At 73.7% G+C, this 16,990-nt stretch carries 13 protein-coding genes; 6 read left to right on the top strand and 7 right to left on the bottom strand.

The annotated features are described in order from the left end of the window. Nucleotides 1-25: 25 nt before the first annotated feature. The 4 genes from ACIO92_RS19370 to ACIO92_RS19355 form a co-directional block, all read right to left on the bottom strand. Nucleotides 26-448, bottom strand: a complete 423-nt coding sequence (locus ACIO92_RS19370) for a MazG-like family protein (RefSeq protein WP_402281908.1) — start codon at nucleotides 446-448, stop codon at nucleotides 26-28. Nucleotides 449-977: 529 nt separating this feature from the next. After that, nucleotides 978-2,354 (bottom strand): DEAD/DEAH box helicase, encoded by a 1,377-nt coding sequence (locus tag ACIO92_RS19365; protein ID WP_402281910.1) that lies wholly within the window; start codon nucleotides 2,352-2,354, stop codon nucleotides 978-980. A gap of 80 nt (nucleotides 2,355-2,434) precedes the next feature. After that, nucleotides 2,435-2,638: a cold-shock protein gene (locus tag ACIO92_RS19360; RefSeq protein WP_030218719.1), complete on the bottom strand. Its 204-nt coding sequence runs from the start codon at nucleotides 2,636-2,638 to the stop codon at nucleotides 2,435-2,437. Nucleotides 2,639-2,909: 271 nt separating this feature from the next. Next, entirely contained in the window at nucleotides 2,910-4,355 is a 1,446-nt protein-coding gene (locus tag ACIO92_RS19355; RefSeq protein WP_402057062.1) for a glyceraldehyde-3-phosphate dehydrogenase, read from the bottom strand. 142 nt (nucleotides 4,356-4,497) lie between these two features. Between ACIO92_RS19355 and ACIO92_RS19350 the strand changes: the two genes are divergently transcribed. Next, nucleotides 4,498-7,404: an AfsR/SARP family transcriptional regulator gene (locus ACIO92_RS19350; protein ID WP_402281912.1), complete on the top strand. Its 2,907-nt coding sequence runs from the start codon at nucleotides 4,498-4,500 to the stop codon at nucleotides 7,402-7,404. A 251-nt stretch (nucleotides 7,405-7,655) separates the two neighbouring features. On the opposite strand, the gene ACIO92_RS19345 is transcribed toward ACIO92_RS19350, so the two are convergent. The 3 genes from ACIO92_RS19345 to ACIO92_RS19335 all read right to left on the bottom strand — a co-directional run bounded on the left by ACIO92_RS19345 (nucleotide 7,656) and on the right by ACIO92_RS19335 (nucleotide 11,691). Then, complete coding sequence (locus tag ACIO92_RS19345; RefSeq protein WP_402281914.1) at nucleotides 7,656-8,438, bottom strand: peptidoglycan-binding protein; 783 nt, start codon at nucleotides 8,436-8,438, stop codon at nucleotides 7,656-7,658. Nucleotides 8,439-8,627: 189 nt separating this feature from the next. Further along, nucleotides 8,628-9,659, bottom strand: coding sequence for a serine hydrolase domain-containing protein (locus tag ACIO92_RS19340; protein WP_401237105.1), 1,032 nt, complete (start codon nucleotides 9,657-9,659; stop codon nucleotides 8,628-8,630). Between the two features lie 292 nt (nucleotides 9,660-9,951). After that, entirely contained in the window at nucleotides 9,952-11,691 is a 1,740-nt protein-coding gene (locus ACIO92_RS19335) for a VanW family protein (protein WP_401237106.1), read from the bottom strand. A gap of 989 nt (nucleotides 11,692-12,680) precedes the next feature. Here ACIO92_RS19335 and ACIO92_RS19330 point away from each other — a divergent pair. The 5 genes from ACIO92_RS19330 to ACIO92_RS19310 all read left to right on the top strand — a co-directional run bounded on the left by ACIO92_RS19330 (nucleotide 12,681) and on the right by ACIO92_RS19310 (nucleotide 16,947). Continuing rightward, the gene (locus ACIO92_RS19330) at nucleotides 12,681-13,442 is read left to right on the top strand and encodes an IclR family transcriptional regulator (protein WP_402057075.1); all 762 of its coding nucleotides are present in this window, start codon (nucleotides 12,681-12,683) and stop codon (nucleotides 13,440-13,442) included. A gap of 45 nt (nucleotides 13,443-13,487) precedes the next feature. Next, on the top strand, nucleotides 13,488-13,817 hold the full coding sequence (locus tag ACIO92_RS19325) for a putative quinol monooxygenase (RefSeq protein WP_366444442.1): 330 nt from the start codon (nucleotides 13,488-13,490) through the stop codon (nucleotides 13,815-13,817). Nucleotides 13,818-14,049: 232 nt separating this feature from the next. Then, entirely contained in the window at nucleotides 14,050-15,084 is a 1,035-nt protein-coding gene (locus ACIO92_RS19320; RefSeq protein ID WP_366444443.1) for a LacI family DNA-binding transcriptional regulator, read from the top strand. Nucleotides 15,085-15,229: 145 nt separating this feature from the next. Continuing rightward, nucleotides 15,230-15,550: a hypothetical protein gene (locus ACIO92_RS19315; protein WP_366444444.1), complete on the top strand. Its 321-nt coding sequence runs from the start codon at nucleotides 15,230-15,232 to the stop codon at nucleotides 15,548-15,550. Nucleotides 15,551-15,873: 323 nt separating this feature from the next. Further along, complete coding sequence (locus ACIO92_RS19310) at nucleotides 15,874-16,947, top strand: phosphatase PAP2 family protein (RefSeq protein ID WP_366444445.1); 1,074 nt, start codon at nucleotides 15,874-15,876, stop codon at nucleotides 16,945-16,947. Nucleotides 16,948-16,990 lie beyond the last annotated feature (43 nt).

Raw genomic sequence — 16,990 nt, 5'->3', positions numbered from 1 at the left:
ACCGGCGGCCCTCGTGGCCCTCGCCTCAGGGGCGTTCGGCGTACGGGAGGAACTTCGCGGACTTGTCGGCGAGCACGGAGGCGAAGTACTCCGGGGCGTCCTCCGGCCGCATCCGGGCCAGGGTGACCATGCCGGTGATCACCACGTCGGCGACCTCCTCGGCCACCTGGTCCCAGCTGTGGCTGCGGCCCTTGCGCGGATTGGTCCCCCGGACGCCGACGACCGCCTGAGCGGCCTCCCCGACCTCCTCGGCGAGCTTGAGCACCTGAAGCGTCCACTGTTCCTCGGCCGAGATCCCCCGCCCGCTGTCGAACCCGGAGAACAGCGCGGCGAGCGCGCCGACGGTCTCCCAGGAGGCGCCCCCGCTCACCGGCCGGTGAGCGGGGGCGCCCGGGGCGATGGCCGCGGGGCCGGGACCGGTGCCGGTCGTGTTGATGGGCTCGCTCATGGGTCCTCCGAAAACGTCTGGATGCGTCGCGCTGCTCAACGACGGACGGACGCGTGAGGACCCACGGCTTTTCGGACGGGAAGGGCAACTTCTTTACGGGAGAGGGGAATTCCTTGCGGGGGAGCCGAATTCCTCATGGGACTCCCGTCCCGTGAGGGATGGGGTGGGCGCCCTCACGGGAAGGGGCTTGCGGGGTCGCCGGAATTCGCCCGGGACAGGGGCCGTTACGGGGGCCGAAACCCCTCCGGGTGAAGCGTCCCCTACGGGCCCGGAACTCCCTTGAGGGATGTCCGGGCCTTTGAGGACTCCCAGACCCCTACGGGGCTCGGTAACCCGTGAGGGTTCCGGGGCCCCTACGGGTCCGAGGAGGTCCCGGCGCTTCTCCTCCGGGCCCGGGGGACTCCCCGAGGGGCACCAGAGCCCCACGGCCCAGGACTCGCCGGGGCGAGACGTAGCCGCCCGGCGGACCACCGGATGCCCGCCTGGGCACCCGGTGGTCCGCGCAGGGCCCCGGCGGCGACCCGGTGGCTCAGTTGCCCCGGCGGACCCTCGCGGCCCTGCGGGCCTCGGCTGCCTGGCGGGCTTCGGTCGCCTTGCGGGACTCGTTCTTCGCGCGGCCGGGGCGGCCCGGGACGGTGCCCACGCCACGGAAGGCCGCGCCGCCGCGCCGCGCGCCCTCCGTGCTCGGCGCGGCGCCGTCGACGGGGACGCCCGACGGGGCGCGGGCACCGGTGATCCGGCTGAGTTCGGCCTCGCCGGAACGGACCCGGGTCTCCTGGGGGCGGATGCCCGCGTCGGCCATCAGACGGGCCACCTCGCGCCGCTCCTCGGGGGTGACCAGGGTGACGACGAGCCCGGACTCCCCGGCGCGGGCGGTGCGCCCGCCCCGGTGGAGGTAGTCCTTGTGGTCGGCGGGCGGATCGACGTTGACGACGAGGTCGAGCTCCTCGATGTGCAGGCCGCGCGCGGCCACGTTCGTCGCCACCAGGACCGGCACCTCGCCGTTCCGGAAGCGCTCCAGGGTGCGGGTCCGCAGCGGCTGGGACTTGCCGCCGTGCAGCGCGGCGGCGCGGACACCGCTGCCGAGGAGGTGCTTGGTGAAGCGGTCGACGGTCGCCTTCGTGGCCAGGAACATGAGGACGCGCCCGTCGCGGGCGGCGATCTCCGTGGCCGTGGCGAACTTGTCGGGGCCGTGCACGAGGAGCACATGGTGGTCCATCGTGGAGACGGCGGCGGCCGAGGGGTCCACCGAGTGGTCCGCCGGGTCGTTCAGGTACCGCTCGACCAGCAGATCGACATCGCGGTCCAGGGTGGCGGAGAACAGCAGCCGCTGGCCGCCGGGCGGCGTCAGGTCGAGCAGTTCGGTGACCTGGGGCAGGAAGCCGAGGTCGGCCATCTGGTCGGCCTCGTCCAGGACGGTCACGGCCACCCGGTCGAGACGGCAGTCCTTGCGCTCGACGAGGTCCATGAGACGGCCGGGGGTGGCGATCAGGACCTCGGCGCCCTCGCGGAGCGCGGCGGCCTGGCGGCCGATCGACATCCCGCCGACGACGCTGGCCGTGCGCAGCTTCAGGGCCCGTGCGATCGGCTCGAGCGCCTCGGTGACCTGCTGGGCGAGTTCACGCGTGGGTACGAGGACCAGCGCGAGGGGCCGTCGGGAGTCGGCGCGGCGGCCGGCGGTGCGGACGAGCAGGGGGAGACCGAAGGCGAGGGTCTTGCCGGAGCCGGTCCGGCCGCGTCCCAGGACGTCACGGCCCGCGAGGGCGTCGGGAAGGGTCGCGGACTGGATGGGGAACGGCTCGTCGACCCCGAGCCGGGCGAGGACCGCGAGGACCTCCGGCGGCAGGCCGAAGGCGGCGAACCCGGTCGCGCCGCCCTTGTCGTCCGTGCTGCTCGTGCTGTTCATGGGGACCTTCCTGGAAAACGCGACGAGCCGGAGCTCTCACCACATGGGTGAGGGCTCCGGCTGCGTCGGACGTGTGAACGTCAGGCGGGGAGGATGTTCTCCGCCTGCGGGCCCTTCTGGCCCTGCGTGACGTCGAAGGTCACCTTCTGGCCTTCCTGGAGCTCACGGAAGCCAGAGGTGGCGATGTTGGAGTAGTGGGCGAACACGTCCGGGCCGCCACCCTCCTGCTCGATGAAGCCGAAGCCCTTTTCCGCGTTGAACCACTTCACGGTGCCGTTGGCCATGTCTAAATCTCCTTCGGGGCGTAGCCCAGGGGGACGCACTGTGCGCCACCCGGAGTCGCCGTGATGATTGCCCCGTCCGGAAAACTGCACCGAAAACACAGAAAGCGCCCGACGATGTCGAATCGTCAAAGGCACTGTAAGTTTCTTTGGGAACCACGACTGCAACTTCTGATGACTATAGCAGGTTCCGTTTCGATGTGCCGGAGGGGCCGGAACGACGGCGCGCCGCACCCCCGGGGAGGTGCGGCGCGCCGTCGTCGGGCCGGGCCGGTCAGACCGCCGGGGACGGGAAGGTCGGGTACTCCACGCCGGAGACGTGCTGGACGACCCGGATGACCTGGCACGAGTAGCCGAACTCGTTGTCGTACCAGAGGTAGAGGATCGCGTTGTCGCCGTCGACCTTGGTCGCGCCCGCGTCGACGGTGGACGCGTGGCGCGAGCCGACGAAGTCCATCGAGACGGCGTCGGGGGCGGTGGTGAAGTCGATCTGGCGCTTCAGCGGCGAGTGCAGCGAGACGTCGCGGAGGTACTCCAGGACCTCCGCGCGGGTGGTCTCGCGGCCCAGCCGCAGACTCAGGATCGCGATCGAGACGTCCGGGACGGGGACGCGGATCGAGCTGCCGGTGATCGGCGCCTTCAGCTCCGGCAGCGCCTTGGCGACGGCCGAGGCCGCACCGGTCTCGGTGATCACCATGTTGAGCGGCGCGGAACGGCCTCGGCGGTCGGCCTTGTGGTAGTTGTCCAGGAGGTTCTGGTCGTTCGTGAACGAGTGGACCGTCTCCACGTGGCCGCGCAGCACGCCGTACTCGTCGGCCATCGCCTTCAGCGGCGGCACGATCGCGTTCGTGGTGCAGGAGGCGCAGGACAGGATCCGCTCGTCCGGCTTGATCGTGTCGTGGTTGACGCCGTGCACGATGTTCGGCACGTCGCCCTTGCCGGGCGCGGTCAGGACGACCTTGTCGATGCCGGGGCGCAGGTGCTTCGACAGGCCCGCGCGGTCACGCCACTTGCCGGTGTTGTCGATCAGGATGGCGTTCTCGATGCCGTACGCCGTGTAGTCGACCTCGGAGGGGTCGCTCGCGTAGATCACCTTGATCGTGTTGCCGTTGGCGACGATGGTGCTGTTCGCCTCGTCGACGGTGATCGTGCCCTGGAACTGGCCGTGGATCGAGTCCCGGCGCAGCAGCGAGGCGCGCTTGACCAGGTCCTGGTCGCCACCGCCCCGGACGACGATCGCGCGCAGGCGCAGGCCGTTGCCCGAACCGGCCTTCTCGATGAGGAGGCGGGCGACGAGGCGGCCGATGCGGCCGAAGCCGTACAGCACCACGTCACGCCCGTCGCGGCGCTCGGTCTTGTTCTCGCCCGTGGCCCCGGCGACGGCCTCGGCGGTGAACTCCTCCACGGTGAGGCCGCGTCCGTCGTTCTTGTACTCGGCGGCCAACATGCCTATGTCGATCTGGGACGGGCCCAGGTCGAGCGTGGTGAGCGTGCGCAGGAAAGGGAGCGTCTCGGTGACCGAGAGCTCCTCGCCGTCGATCTGCCGGGCGAAGCGGTGGGTCTTGAGGATGCTGACCACCGACTTGTTCACCAGGGAGCGGCTGTGGACCAGGACGGTGACGTCCCGCTCCCGGTGCAGCTTCCCGATGATCGGGATCATCGACTCCGCGATCTCCTCGCGGTTCTTCCAACTGGTGAACGAGTCGTCATTGACAGTCACAAGAGTATCTTTCGAGCTAGGCGGCGCTCATATGGTAACCCCCAGGTGGTTTGATCAATCAAGGGGTGCCGAACCGTACGATGGGGCCCGTCGGGAACCGCCGCGGGCCGGCGGGCCCGCCTACCTTGGCGCAGGGGGCATCGTGGTGAAGTTCGGGCTGCTCGGGTCGCTCGTCGTCCACGACGGGACGGAGCTGCGTCCGGTGACCGGCCCCAAGGTCCGGGTCCTCCTTGCCGCACTCCTCCTCCAGGCCAACCGCGCGGTCTCCCGCGACGCCCTCAAGGAAGCCCTCTGGGGCGCCTCCGTGCCCGCCAGCGCCGACGCCTCCCTCGCCAACCACCTCACCCGGCTGCGCCGCACCCTCACCACCGTCGACGACGGCCCCGAGGAACGCCTGCGGACCGTCGCCCCCGGCTACCAGCTCGTCGTCCACGAGGGCGAACTCGACTCCGACGCCTTCGAGACCCGCGTCCGGGCCGTCCAGCAGGCACACCGCCTGGAGGACTGGGAAGGCGTCCGCCGGGAGGCGGCGCTCGCCGTACGCCTGTGGCGCGGCACGCCGTTGGCCGACCTCGCCCCCTTCTCCGAGACCGAGGGGCCCGCGCTCCGCGTCCACCAGCTCGCCGAGGCCCGTCTCCAGGCCCTGGAGTGGAGCTTCGACGCGGAACTCTGCCTGGGACAACACCACGAGGCCGTCGCCCCGCTCAGCACCCTCGCCGCCGAACACCCCCTCAGGGAGGGCTTCCACCGGCGGCTGATGCTCGCCCTCCACCGGTCCGGCCGCCAGGCCGAGGCCTTCGCCGTCTACCACCGGCTGCGCCGCAGCCTCGTCGACGAACTCGGCACCGAACCGAGCGCCGCCGTCCAGCGCGCCCACCAGGACGTGCTCACCGGCGAACCGGGCCCCCGGACACGGGACCGGGCCCGTACCGCGGTCTCACGCCCGCCCTTCCAGCTCCCCTGGGAGGCCGGCTCCTTCACCGGCCGCGCGGCCGAGGTGGCCGCGGTCCGCGCCCTGCTCGGCGCCCCCGGGCCGCCCGAAGGGCACCCGCGCGCGGGCACGCCGGACGTCTTCCCGCCCCCCGTCGTCCCGGGCCCGCCCGCGCACATACGTCCCGTCGTCATCTCCGGCATGGGCGGCATCGGCAAGACCGCGCTCGCCGTCCACGTCGCCCACCGGGTCCGCGAGGCGTTCCCCGACGGCGCCCTCTACGCCGACCTGCGCGGCTACTGCGTCGGCGGCGCCCGGTCGGCCCACGAACTGCTCGCCCGCTTCCTCTCCGACCTCGGCGTCCAGCGGGACTCCCTGCCCGAGGACACCGACGACCGCGCCCTGCTCTTCCGCACCGCCCTCGCCGACCGCCGCGTCCTGCTGCTCCTCGACAACGCGCGCAACGCCGCCCACGTGGCACCCCTGCTGCCCGCCGGAGGCCGCAGCGCCGCCCTGATCACCAGCCGGCAACTGCTCGCCGACCTGCCCGACGCCGTCAAGGTGCCGCTGTCCCCGCTGCCCGCGCCCGACCAGCACGCGCTGCTCGCCAGGCTCGCGGGCGCCGAACGCGTCCGCGACGAGCCGGAGGCGCTCGCCGACATCATGGACGCCTGCGGCGGCCTGCCGCTCGCCCTCCACATCGTCGGCGGCCGTCTCGCCTCCCGCCCGTCCTGGCCGCTCGCCCTGCTCGCCAAACGCCTCACCCCGCACCAGGGACGCCTGGAGACCCTCGCCATGGGCGACTTCGACGTCCAGCGGACCTTCGCCATGAGTTACGTGGCCATGCGTGACAGCGACCAGCCGCTGGAGCGCGAAGGCGCCCGCGCCTTCCGGCTCCTCGGCCGGATCTGGTCCGGTCACCAGGTCACCCCGCAGTCCGCCGCCGCCCTGCTCGACGTCACCGAGGCCCGCGCGGCCGCCGTCCTCGACGTCCTCGCCGACGCCCACCTCGTCCTCACCCCGGAACCCGACAGGTACGTGCTCCACGACCTCCTCGGCGAGTACGCCTGGCAGCGCGGCGAGGAGGAGGACACCGAGGCCGAACGCACCGCGGCCGTCCTCCGGTTGCTCTCCTGGTACGTCACGGCCCTGCTCCGCGCCTCCCGGGCCGCCACCCACGAGACACAGTCCCCGCCACCCCTCGATCCGCCCACCGGAACGCCCCCGGCGCTGCCCGAGTTCGCCGATGACGACCAGGCCATCCGCTGGACGGCCAAGGAACTCCCCGCCATCCGGGAGGCGCTGACCCGCGCCGGGGAACTGGGCCGCTCCGACATGGCGTGGCGGCTCGCCGTGGGACTCTTCGGATACGCCGGTACGCACTGGTGGACCGCCGAGTGGGACGCCTGCCTCGGGCAGGCCATGGAGATCGCCCGCGCCCACCACGACACCCTCGGACAGGCCTGGCTGCACCGGCGCATGGCCGTCGCCCACGGCATGGCCTTCCGCAACGAGGCCTGCCTCGCCCACCTCAGGATCGCCTTGGAACTCTTCACCGGCCGCGGTGACGTCCTGGCCCAGGCATCGATCCTCGGCAACATGTCGTCCCTCTACTCCCAGATCGAGGACGCCGAACGGGCGCTCACGCACGCCGAACTCTCCCGCGACCTGTACCGCGAGGCGGGCAACACCCGGGGCGAGACGCTCGTCCTCAGCCGGATCGCCGACGCCCGGCAGCTGCTCGGCGACCTCGACCAGGCGGCGGCGGACGCCCGTCGCGTGATCGAGCTGCTGCGCACCGACGGACAACGCCTGTTCCTCGCCACTTCTCTCACCAAGTACGGCGACATCCTCCGTGCTCTCGGGCGCCGCGACGAGGCCTTCGCCTCCCTCGCGGAGGCGCTGGGCATCCGGCACCGGATGAACGACGTCGGTGGTACGGCCGACTGTCTGGTCTTCACCGCGCGTGCCCATCACCACTTCGAGGAGTGGGACGCCGCCCGCGCGACCTGGGAAACCTGTCTGGAACTGGCCCGCGAGCACAATCTGGGCAAGCGGATCGACGAATGTCTGGAAGGCCTGGACGCGCTGCCCGCGAGGACACCGCCCGCCGGGTAGCAAACTAGCAACGGGAGCCGGTACGGACACCGCGCCCCGCCCCGTCCCAGACCGTCCGGGACCCCTGCGGGACGCCGTCGGCGCAGCTCTCCGGGGTGCGCGGGCCCCCTTCCCGGATCGTGTCCCGAGGTGTCCCGGACCGCCGGCCCCACCGCGCGGGCGCCGGGCGGACCCGAAAGAGACCTCCCGGGTCCTGACCCCGCCGGTCAGGCCCGCACCGGGCGGCGCGGGCCGGGCCCGAAGGAGACGGCCTAGCGTCGGCCGCTGGTCTCGACCCGCAGGGCGGCCCGGGTGGCGGAGCCGTACACGCCCGGCGCGTCCGGGAGGTTCCGGGCGAGCTGGAAGCGGCCCAGGGCCTGTGCCACGTCCTGGCTGAACACTCCGTCGGCCGAGCCGAGATAGAGGGACAACTCCTGGAGCCGTACCTGGAGCTCGGCGACGTCGGAGCCGGTGCTGCCCACCATGAGGTCCCGGGGCGATGAGTGTCCGCCCTGGTCGGGGCTGAACGAGGACGGCGGGTGGGTCGTCCCGGGGCCGAACGCGGGTGAGGCGGTGGCCGGTGCGGCCGTGGCGGGCACCACCGTGGCAGGGCCCTTCGGCGGCGCGGTGGTGGCGGAGGGCGTCGGCGCGGGGGTGCGGGCCGGGGTGGCCGGGGTCCGGGCGGGCGGTGTCGCCGGTGCCGTGGCGGGGGAGTGCTCGGGGGAGAGCCAGACCGACAGGGCCATGCCGAGACCCGCCGAGAGGGCTCCCGCGAGGGTCAGGGGGAGCGCCATGGACCTGCGGGCCGGGGACGCCGTCCGGGCGTGCCGGGACCGGCGCGCCACCGGCGGGTGAGCGGCCGGGGCGTGGGCCGGGACCGGCGGCAACCGGAGCGTGGCGTCGAAGAGTTCGACGTCCTGTCCGCGCGCGCCCGCGCCGTCGTGGCCCGGTCCGGCGAGCCGCCCGAAGACGTGGTCGCCGGGGGGCGGCTCGGGAGGCGCGGTCCCATGGGCGACGGAGGTGGCCGCTGTGGTCGGGGCAGCCCTGTTGCGCATCGAGTGCTCCGGATGAGGGGTGGCCGAGGGGTGCGACGAAGCTGTGGAGATGTTGACCGGCGTTCGGAGCGAGCGTCAACTCACCGTAATGCGGGCGATAGCGGAAGCTTCGCGGCCTTGCTCCTTAAAGGACCTTTAATGCGTGACGCACGTCACAGTGGCTTCTTCCGGGGGAGCGCCGACGAAGGGTCACGGGAAGGCGAGGGCCCGGAAGCCGTCCCGGACACGGGCCAGCGGCCCCGGATCGCGGGTGAGCCGCAGCCGGTTGGTGAGGAGCACCGCCCAACGGCCCCTGGCCGGGGACACCCAGACGCCCGTGCCCGTGAAGCCGAAATGCGCCCAGACGCCCCGCGCCGCATCCGTCTCCGGCGCCGGATGCCAGAACAGCCCGCGCGGCGGCGAGAGTTCACCGGTGCGGACGCGCAGTGACGCGGCCGTCCAGTCGGGCGAGAACGGGCCGGGTCCCGGGTCGAGCAGCTGACGCAGGAACCGTCCGGTGTCGGCGGTGGTGGTGAACACCCCCGCGATCCCGCAGGCCCCGCCGAGCAGCCGGGCCGAGAAGTCGTGGACGGTGCCCCGGAGCGGACCGCCGGACTCCTCGTCGTACTCCGTCGGCGCGCACCGCTCCCACAGCCGGGGCGGCAGCGGACCGAACCGGGTCTCCGTCATGGCCAGCGGGACCCAGACCCGCTTCTCGGCCAGCCGGGGGAGCGGCTCGCGGGTGAGGTGCTCGGCGAGATAGCCGAGGATCAGGGCCGCCCGGTCGGTGTAGGTGACGGCGTCCCCCGGCGGGTGCCGCAGCCGCTCCGCGAGGACACCGTCCCTGACGTCCTGCGGATCGGAGCCGTACAGGTGCCGGAGGTTGGCGCGCGGCGGGAGGCCCGCGGTGTGCGTGAGGAGGTGGTGGGCCGTGGCCCCGGCGAGGGGCCGCCCCGCGGTCTCGGGCCAGTAGGTGCCCAGCGGCGCCGTCAGGTCCAGCTTCCCCGCGTCGACGAGGGTGCCGATCACCGCCCACACCGCCAGGATCTTGGTGAGGCTCGCGACGTCGAACAGCGTGTCCGGCCGCACCGGCTCCCCGGGGTGCGACGGGTCGAGAACGCCGACGGCACCCTCCGTCAGGACGCCGTCCGCGTCCCCCACGGCCCACGCCGCGCCCGGGTACACACCCGCGCGCGCCGCGTCGCCGAGGAGCCGCTCGAAAGGATCGCTGCGCACGGCCAAGGCGGGCCTCCGACGGGTCGGTGTGACGGGCCCCGGAGCCTGGCGGGCCGCGCTCCGGAGTCATGCCCCTGCCGTACGGGAAGACACCCTTCCGGCAGGGGAAGACCCCCGTACGGCCCGGGGTGACGTCCTGCGGCGAGGGCCGTACGGGCGGCGGTCGCCCCGGGGCCGCCCGTCGGTCGTCCGGTGGACACCCCGCGGACTCCCGCCGCCGCTTCCCTTCGTCCCAGCCCGCGCCCACGCCTGCGGAGTCGGCTTCGCCGTCCCCGCTCAGCCGTCGGTCACTCGCGGGTCACTTGCAGATCACTTCGTCACGCGGGGTGTAGTGCGTCTTGAACGTCTCGCGCTTCACCTCGGCGCCGCCGTCCTTGAACACCCGGTCCACCGAGATGTCGAAGCCTTCGAGCGGCTGCTGCGGCACACACGCCTCGCCGGTGCCCTCGCGCTTCGCGGGCTCCGTGAGGTTGGTGCGCGGACCGGCGACCGCCTCCACGGAGTCGTACTTCTTCGTCCCGAGGAAGCTCACCGTGACCGACGAGTCCGTCGCGCCCGCCTTGATGTAGATCGGCTTGCCCGTGTCGTTGCGGAACTTCAGGTCCAGCGAACCCCAGGCCACGGTCGCCTCACGGCCGGCCGGATAGCGCTCGATGTAGAAGGAGTGGGCGCCGTACTCGACGGGCTTCACCCCGGCGAAGAACATGGCGTTGAAGACGGTGGTCGCCATCGCCGACACACCGCCGCCCGGCGCGGACCGGTACTGGCCGTCCAGGATCATCGTGCCGTCGACGAAACCGTTGTCCGCGGTCCGCTCGCCGACCGTCTGGTTGAAGCTCCAGACCTCGCCCGGCCGCACCAGCGAGCCGTTGATCAGCTCGGCCGCCCGGCCGATGTTCGTCGTCCGGTACGGCGCGACCGGGAAGTCCACCGTGAAGGACGACATCTGCTCGGTGATGCCGAGCCGGGCCAGGGAGTCGCCGGTCAGCTCGGGCTGGGTGACCTCGGTGGCCACCGCCGCGGTCCGCGCCTCCGCGCCGGTCTTCGTGAGCAGCGGCTCTACGGCGGCACCGAGGGCCTTCGCGGTGACCTCGCGGCCCGGCCTGCCCTCCTGCTCCACCACGACCTTGCCGTTCTGGACGCCGAGGCGCGCCTCGACCGGCGCACCCGTCATCGAGGCCAGCGGACGGGACACGTCCGGGTCGCGCAGCAGCGCCTCCGCGTCCAGCGCGGCCGTCAGCCCGCCGTCCTGAGGCTTCACGGTGAGGTGGTCGCCGAGCGTCGCGGCGGAGATCCGCAGCCGCTCCTGACCCGCCGTGAGCGTCACCGGACCGGAGACGGCGGGCTTCGCGTACGCGTCGAGGAAACGGTTCAGTTCCGTGGCGGGCAGCTTCGGCTCGGTCATCGCCACGGGCAGCACCACGGGCGCGGCGCCGGTGGCGGCCGGGTAGGCGGCGCGCAGGGTCTCCACGGCCCGCCCGGTGTCCAGCTTCTGGCCGGTGACGGGCTGCGTCGAGACGGCCTTGCCGTCGCGGAAGGCGACGGAGCCCTCGCGGACCGCGCGGTCGTTCTTCTTCGCGATGTCGGCCACGGTGGCCTTCGCCTTGGCGTCGTCATACGCCAGGACGGGCTGTATCTCGCGCTCGCCCGAGGAGAAGAGCCGCCCGATCACGGTGAAGGGGTCGCGGGACGGGTCGGCCGCCAGCTCGGCGGTTCTCGCCGTGTCCACGGTGAGGCCCGCGGTGGCGGGCGGCACGGTCATCGCGCGGTCGCCGACCCGTACGGGTATCGGGGCGCTCCACGCGGCCGGAGCCTCGGCCGACAGCTTGGTCTCGGCCGCCGCGCGGCTCATCCCGCCTATGTCCACGCCGCCGACACGGGTGCCGGCGGATATGTCGTCACCGGCGGCGAGGAGCCCGGCCGCGTACAGCCCGCCCGCGGCGACGGCGACCACACCCGTCGCGATCGCCGCCGTCCGGAGACGTGGACGGCGCCCCCGGTGGGGCGTCGGGACATGATCGGTACTGGAGCGGGGCACACGCTCTCCCGTGGCGTCGAGGGTGGGAACCACTCGACGGTACGCCGAAAGAGTGTCTTGTGCACATAAAGACGGTTTGACCTGCGGGGATACGGAGGGCGGCGCGGGCTGCACGGAGTGTCGCGGGCTCCGGCGGGGCGTCCGGGTGACGTGGGTCCCGAGCGTTCTGCCCCCCGGCGTCCCGGGGCCCCGTCCCTCCTCGTCCCTCCTCGACCGGCTGGTCTTCCGGCCTCGGCCCGCCGCTGCCGGAGCGGTGCCCGACGTACGCAGGGACGGTCGTCCGGGGCCTGAAGCCGGGTAGCGCGCGGGCGCCGGTCCGGCAGCGATGAGCCGCGCGCCGGGGGAGGCCTTGGGCGGGGCGGCCGTGGGCCGGGGGCCTCCGGATGTCCGGGGCGGACCCGAGGGCGGCTCGGGGTCCGGGTCCGGGTCGCCATGCGAGGGCATCGGGAGGAGACGAGCCTCAGAGGGGCGGGTCTCGGGACCGTCCCCTACGGGCAGATCCGAATCCCTGCAAGTCGTTCCGAGAGTCCCTACGGGCCGCCCCTGGGCCTCCCGGACTCCTTTCGGGCTGCAGGGGGAACGGGGAGCCCGACCCCCGGCCGGGTCGCCAGGGGCTCGACCCGGCGGCCCGTAAGGCCCGTAAGGCCCGTAAGGCCCGTAAGGCCCGTAAGGCCCGTAAGGCCCGTAAGGCCCGTAAGGCCCGTAAGGGGCCTGAGGACCCCGAGGACCCCGAGGACCCCGAGGACCCCGAGGACCCCGAGGACCCCGAGGACCCCGAGGGCCGCCCCGGCCCGTCCCGGCGCCCTGAGGCCGACCGGCACATGGGGGTGGCGGCGTCGCGGGGCTGGGGCCGGGCACGCGCATCTGCCGGGTTGTCGTCGATCACCATGGCTCCGCCGTGCCTCGGTCCTCCGCCTCGCAGCCGCACGCACCCGGCCCCGCTCCTTCTCCCACCCCCCCCGATATGCCGGTCGGTCTAAGCTGGAGCGGTGTCCGTCGCCTCCCCGAGCCCGGGGCCCCAGTCCGTCGACCGGGCCCTCGCGGTCCTCGACGCCGTGGCCGACGCCGACCGGCCCGTCGGGGCGAAGGCGCTGGCCCGGCGGCTCGGCTGCGCGCTCTCGACCGTCTACCACCTCACCGGCCCGCTGCTCGCGCGCGGCTACCTCGTCCGTACCGCCGAGGGGTACGCGCCCGGCCCCCGCGTCCCGGCCCTGCACCGCTCCCACCAGCGGCACCACGGACTCGGCGCCGGGACCGGTGAACTCCTCGGCCGACTGCGCCGGGCGACCGGCGCGGAGGCGTACCACACCGCCTACCGCGACGGACTGATCACCGTCGTCGACACCACCGCCCCGGTCACCGGCACCGCCCACCCCTTCACGCCGGGCCCGGAGGTCCGCGCCCACGCCACCGCCCACGGCAAGGCGCTGCTCGCCGCCCTCCCGCGCCCGCTGCGCCGCCGCTATCTGACGGAGCACGGAATGGCCCGGTTCACCGAGCGGACGATCACCAGCGCCGAGCGCTTCGAGGCCGAGACCGACCGGGTGCGCGCCCAGGGCTTCGCCGTGTCCGTGGGCGAGGCGGACCTCGCGTACACCTGTCTCGCCGTGGCCCTTCCCGAGCGAGGCGACGGCATCCTGCACGCACTGTCCGTCTCCCTGCCGACCGCCGGCTTCGGACGGCGGCAGGGAGAGATCAGGGCCGCCCTCGTCCGTGCCGTACCGGACTTTCCGGCGCTGCCGGAATCCTGACCGCGCCGCCTTGCGGCCTCCGGCGGGCCCCCGCACGCTGGACGCATGATCTTCATCGCCGTCCGTTTCACCGTCCGCCCCGACCATGCCGACCGCTGGCTCGACCTGGTCGCGGACTTCACCCGTGACACCCGCGCCGAGCCCGGCAACCTCTTCTTCGACTGGTCCCGCAGCGTCGACGACCCGAACGTCTTCGTCCTCCTGGAGGCCTTCGCCGACGCCGACGCGGGCGCCGTCCATGTCGCCTCCGACCACTTCAAGGCCGGTCTCGCGGCCATGGCCGGATCCGTCGCCACCACACCGGAGATCATCAACGTCGAGGTCCCCCAGCAGGGCTGGGGCGCCATGGCCGAACTCGCTCCGACCGAGGGCTGACCGGACCCGGCCGAAGGCTCGTCCGGCGACCGGCCGAGGGCGGCCGGGGAGCGGACCGAGGGCCGGTCGGACGGTGTGACACGGGGCTCGCCCGGGGCCCGTGACGGGTCCGCGGGGAGGCGCGCCGCTCCTGCGGACCCGTCCGCCGCACCCCGGGCGCCCGCAGCCCTGCCTGGTAGGTTCGCACGCACACGCAGGCGGGGCGCGGCGGCCCGAGGGGAGGAGCGGCAGCATGGCGGCGAACGGGCGGCAGACCGGCAGGCCCACCCTGGAGGAGGTCGCGGCCAGGGCCGGGGTCGGCCGGGGCACGGTCTCCCGGGTGATCAACGGCTCCCCCCGGGTGAGCGAACAGGCCAAGGCGGCCGTGGAGCGGGCCGTCGCCGAACTCGGCTACGTCCCCAACCGGGCCGCCCGCGCGCTGGCCGGAAGCCGTACGGACGCCGTCGCGCTGGTCATCCCCGAGACCGAGGCCCGGCTCTTCGCGGAGCCGTACTTCCTCGACATCATCCGAGGCGTCAGCAGTGAACTCGCCGAGGCCGACAAGCAGTTGCTGCTCACCCTGATCCGCAGCGAGCAGGAGCGGCAGCGGTTCGAGCAGTACCTCGCCTCGCAGCGCGTCGACGGCGTCCTCCTCGTCTCCGTGCACGGACGGGACCCGCTGCCCGACCAGGTCAGGGCCCTCGGGCTGCCCGCCGTCCTGAACGGGCGCCGCACCGAGGACGAGCGCGTCGCCTTCGTCGACTCCGACAACACCGGCGCCGGGCGCGCCGCCGTCGCCCACCTCGCGGGCCGTGGCCGACGCGGGATCGCCACCGTCACCGGCCCCCTCGACATGTACGTGGCCCGCTGCCGCCTGGACGGCTACCGGGAGGGCCTGGCCGAGGCGGGTCTCGCGCCCGACGAGGGGCTGGTCGCGGTGGGTGACTTCACGGAGGAGGGCGGGCGGCGGGCGATGCGGGAACTCCTGGAGCGCAGGCCGGATCTGGACGCCGTGTTCGCCGCGTCCGACGTGATGGCGGCCGGGGCGCGCGGGGTGCTGCGGGAGGCGGGGCGCCGGGTGCCGGAGGACGTGGCCCTGGTAGGTGTCGACGACTCCCCGGTCGCCCGGCTGATGGACCCGCCGCTGACCAGCGTCCGGCAGCCCATCGAGGAGATGGGCCGCACGATGGCCCGGATCCTGCTCCGGGAGATCGCCGACCCCAGCGATCCGGACGACCAGCCGCGCCGGATGCTTCCGACGGAACTCGTGGTCCGCGCGTCCTCCTGAGCGCCCCGATCCGGCCACGAAGACCCGGTCCGGGGTCGCCGTCCCCTCCTGCCCGTGTCCCGTTCCCTCCCGGGCGTCCCGCACTTCTCCCGGAAGCTCGTTCCGGACACTTCTCCATGGCATGATCGCGTCCAAACTTCCGGCGGTGAGCCGGACGACACGGGGGTGGATCATGTCCTGGTACCTCGCGGTGCCGAGCGCCCTGCTCGCGGTGCTGCTCGCCGCCGCCGGAACGGCCGCGCTCCGCTCCGGCTGGGTGCCGCCGTGGCAGCGCCGACACGTCCACCGCCCCGCGCTCTTCGGCCAGGCCCTGCTGGTCCTCGCCGTCGCCTTCGCGATCCAGGCGTGCGGCCCGCTCCTTGACGACCCGGGGACCGACTCCGCGATCGGAGTCGTGAAAATCCTCGTGATGCTCGGCGGATTCGTCCTGGTCGTCGTCTCCCAGCGCCCCCACCCGGACCGCTGAGCCGAGGACGGTGGGACCTGTGGGATCTGTGAGACCTGTGAGATCTGCGTGACTTGTGGGACTGCCGGGTGCGTCAGGACACCCGGGACCCGAGACCTGTGGGACTGTCTGTGGGACTGCCGAGCCGGATGAGCCCACCGGGCCGATCCTCACCGGGTCCAGGCTCACCAGGCCCAGGGCCAGCAGGACACCCTCGCCCACCGGGCCGGAAAGCGCGCGGACCCCGTAGCGCGCACCCGCCCCCTCCGGCCGGTCCCCGCCCCGGTGTGCCGTTCGGGTGAGTCCAGCGGGCAGGCCCGCCGCTCGTGGGTTCGAATCAGGGCATGGCTTCCTACGACAGGCCCCGCGCGGGCGGCTTCCCCAAGCCGCTGGAGTCCGGAAACACCTGGTGGTACGCCGCGGTGGCGGGTGAGGCCGCCGGATCGTTCAGCACCCGGGTCCGCACCCGCGCCCGGCGCGCCTGTCTCGGGGCCGTCCTCCTCCTCACCGTCGTCTACGCGGGCCTGGTGCTCACCGCGACCGGCCGTCGCTGGGGCGACGCCGCCCTGACCGGCCGCCGTGCCGACGGCACCGTCGTCGCCCTGCTCCGCGACCACCCCTCGACAGCCGGGCTCACCACCCTCTCCCTCGTCACCGGCGGTGCGCTCCTGCTCGCCATGGGCCTGATACGCAAGCGGTACGCCCTCACCGGGCTCGCCGCCGGTGGGGTGGTCACCGCCCTCGCCGTCACCGGACTCCTCCAGTGGTACGCGCCCCGCCCCCGGCTCCTCGACACCGGCGGCGCCCTCGTCCCCAGCGGCTTCCCCAGCGCCCAGACCACCCTCACCCTCGGCCTGGCCTTCGGCCTGGCCCTGGTGGCCCCGTACCGGCTGCGCGCCCTCGCGGTCGGCGGCGGGACCCTCTGGGCCGTGGCCGTCGGCGCGTACACCCTCGCGGACGGGCGGCACCGCCCCGGCGACGTCATCGCCGCCGCCCTCGTCGTCCTCGCCGTCTTCAGCGGCCTCCTCGCGGTCCGCGCCCGCAAGGGCAAGGTGCGGCCCGCCTCCCGCCGGGGCACCGTCCTGCCGGGGCTCCCGGTGACCGTACCGCTCGTCCTGCTCGCCGTCGCCGGACTCGGCAGCGGCCTCTGGCTCCTCGGCGACACCCTCGCCCTGCCCGCCACCGCCCCCTACGACCCGGCCGGACTCCGGCTCGCCCACCGCTGCGGCCAGGCCCTCGCCGCCGGGGTGACCGCCGCCGCGGGCCTGCTCCCGCTCCTCCTGCTCCGCCGCGTCGACATCGACGGCGCCCCCACCCCGTACCGCCTCGGCGGCCCCTTCGTGGAAGCCGCCGGAGCCCCGGGTGACGGAGAGCTGGTGGGCCCCTTTACCGATGACCACGGTCACGAGATATCTTGATGTCGAGCAATCTCGCATACGCAGACGTGGAGCGGAGCACCCG

This window comes from Streptomyces sp. NPDC087215 (assembly GCF_044744885.1).
GTDB lineage: Bacteria > Actinomycetota > Actinomycetes > Streptomycetales > Streptomycetaceae > Streptomyces.
The sequence above is the reverse complement of the archived record's forward strand: the minus strand, read 5'-3'. Positions and strand labels throughout refer to the sequence as shown.

What these genes read in the sequence shown, in the direction of transcription:
- ACIO92_RS19345 (WP_402281914.1), bottom strand. Translation starts at nt 8,438, where the DNA reads ATGCGCAACAGGGCTGCCCCGACCACAGCGGCCACCTCCGTCGCCCAT.
- ACIO92_RS19365 (WP_402281910.1), bottom strand. Translation starts at nt 2,354, where the DNA reads ATGAACAGCACGAGCAGCACGGACGACAAGGGCGGCGCGACCGGGTTC.
- ACIO92_RS19360 (WP_030218719.1), bottom strand. Translation starts at nt 2,638, where the DNA reads ATGGCCAACGGCACCGTGAAGTGGTTCAACGCGGAAAAGGGCTTCGGC.
- ACIO92_RS19310 (WP_366444445.1), top strand. Translation starts at nt 15,874, where the DNA reads ATGGCTTCCTACGACAGGCCCCGCGCGGGCGGCTTCCCCAAGCCGCTG.
- ACIO92_RS19320 (WP_366444443.1), top strand. Translation starts at nt 14,050, where the DNA reads ATGGCGGCGAACGGGCGGCAGACCGGCAGGCCCACCCTGGAGGAGGTC.
- ACIO92_RS19325 (WP_366444442.1), top strand. Translation starts at nt 13,488, where the DNA reads ATGATCTTCATCGCCGTCCGTTTCACCGTCCGCCCCGACCATGCCGAC.
- ACIO92_RS19370 (WP_402281908.1), bottom strand. Translation starts at nt 448, where the DNA reads ATGAGCGAGCCCATCAACACGACCGGCACCGGTCCCGGCCCCGCGGCC.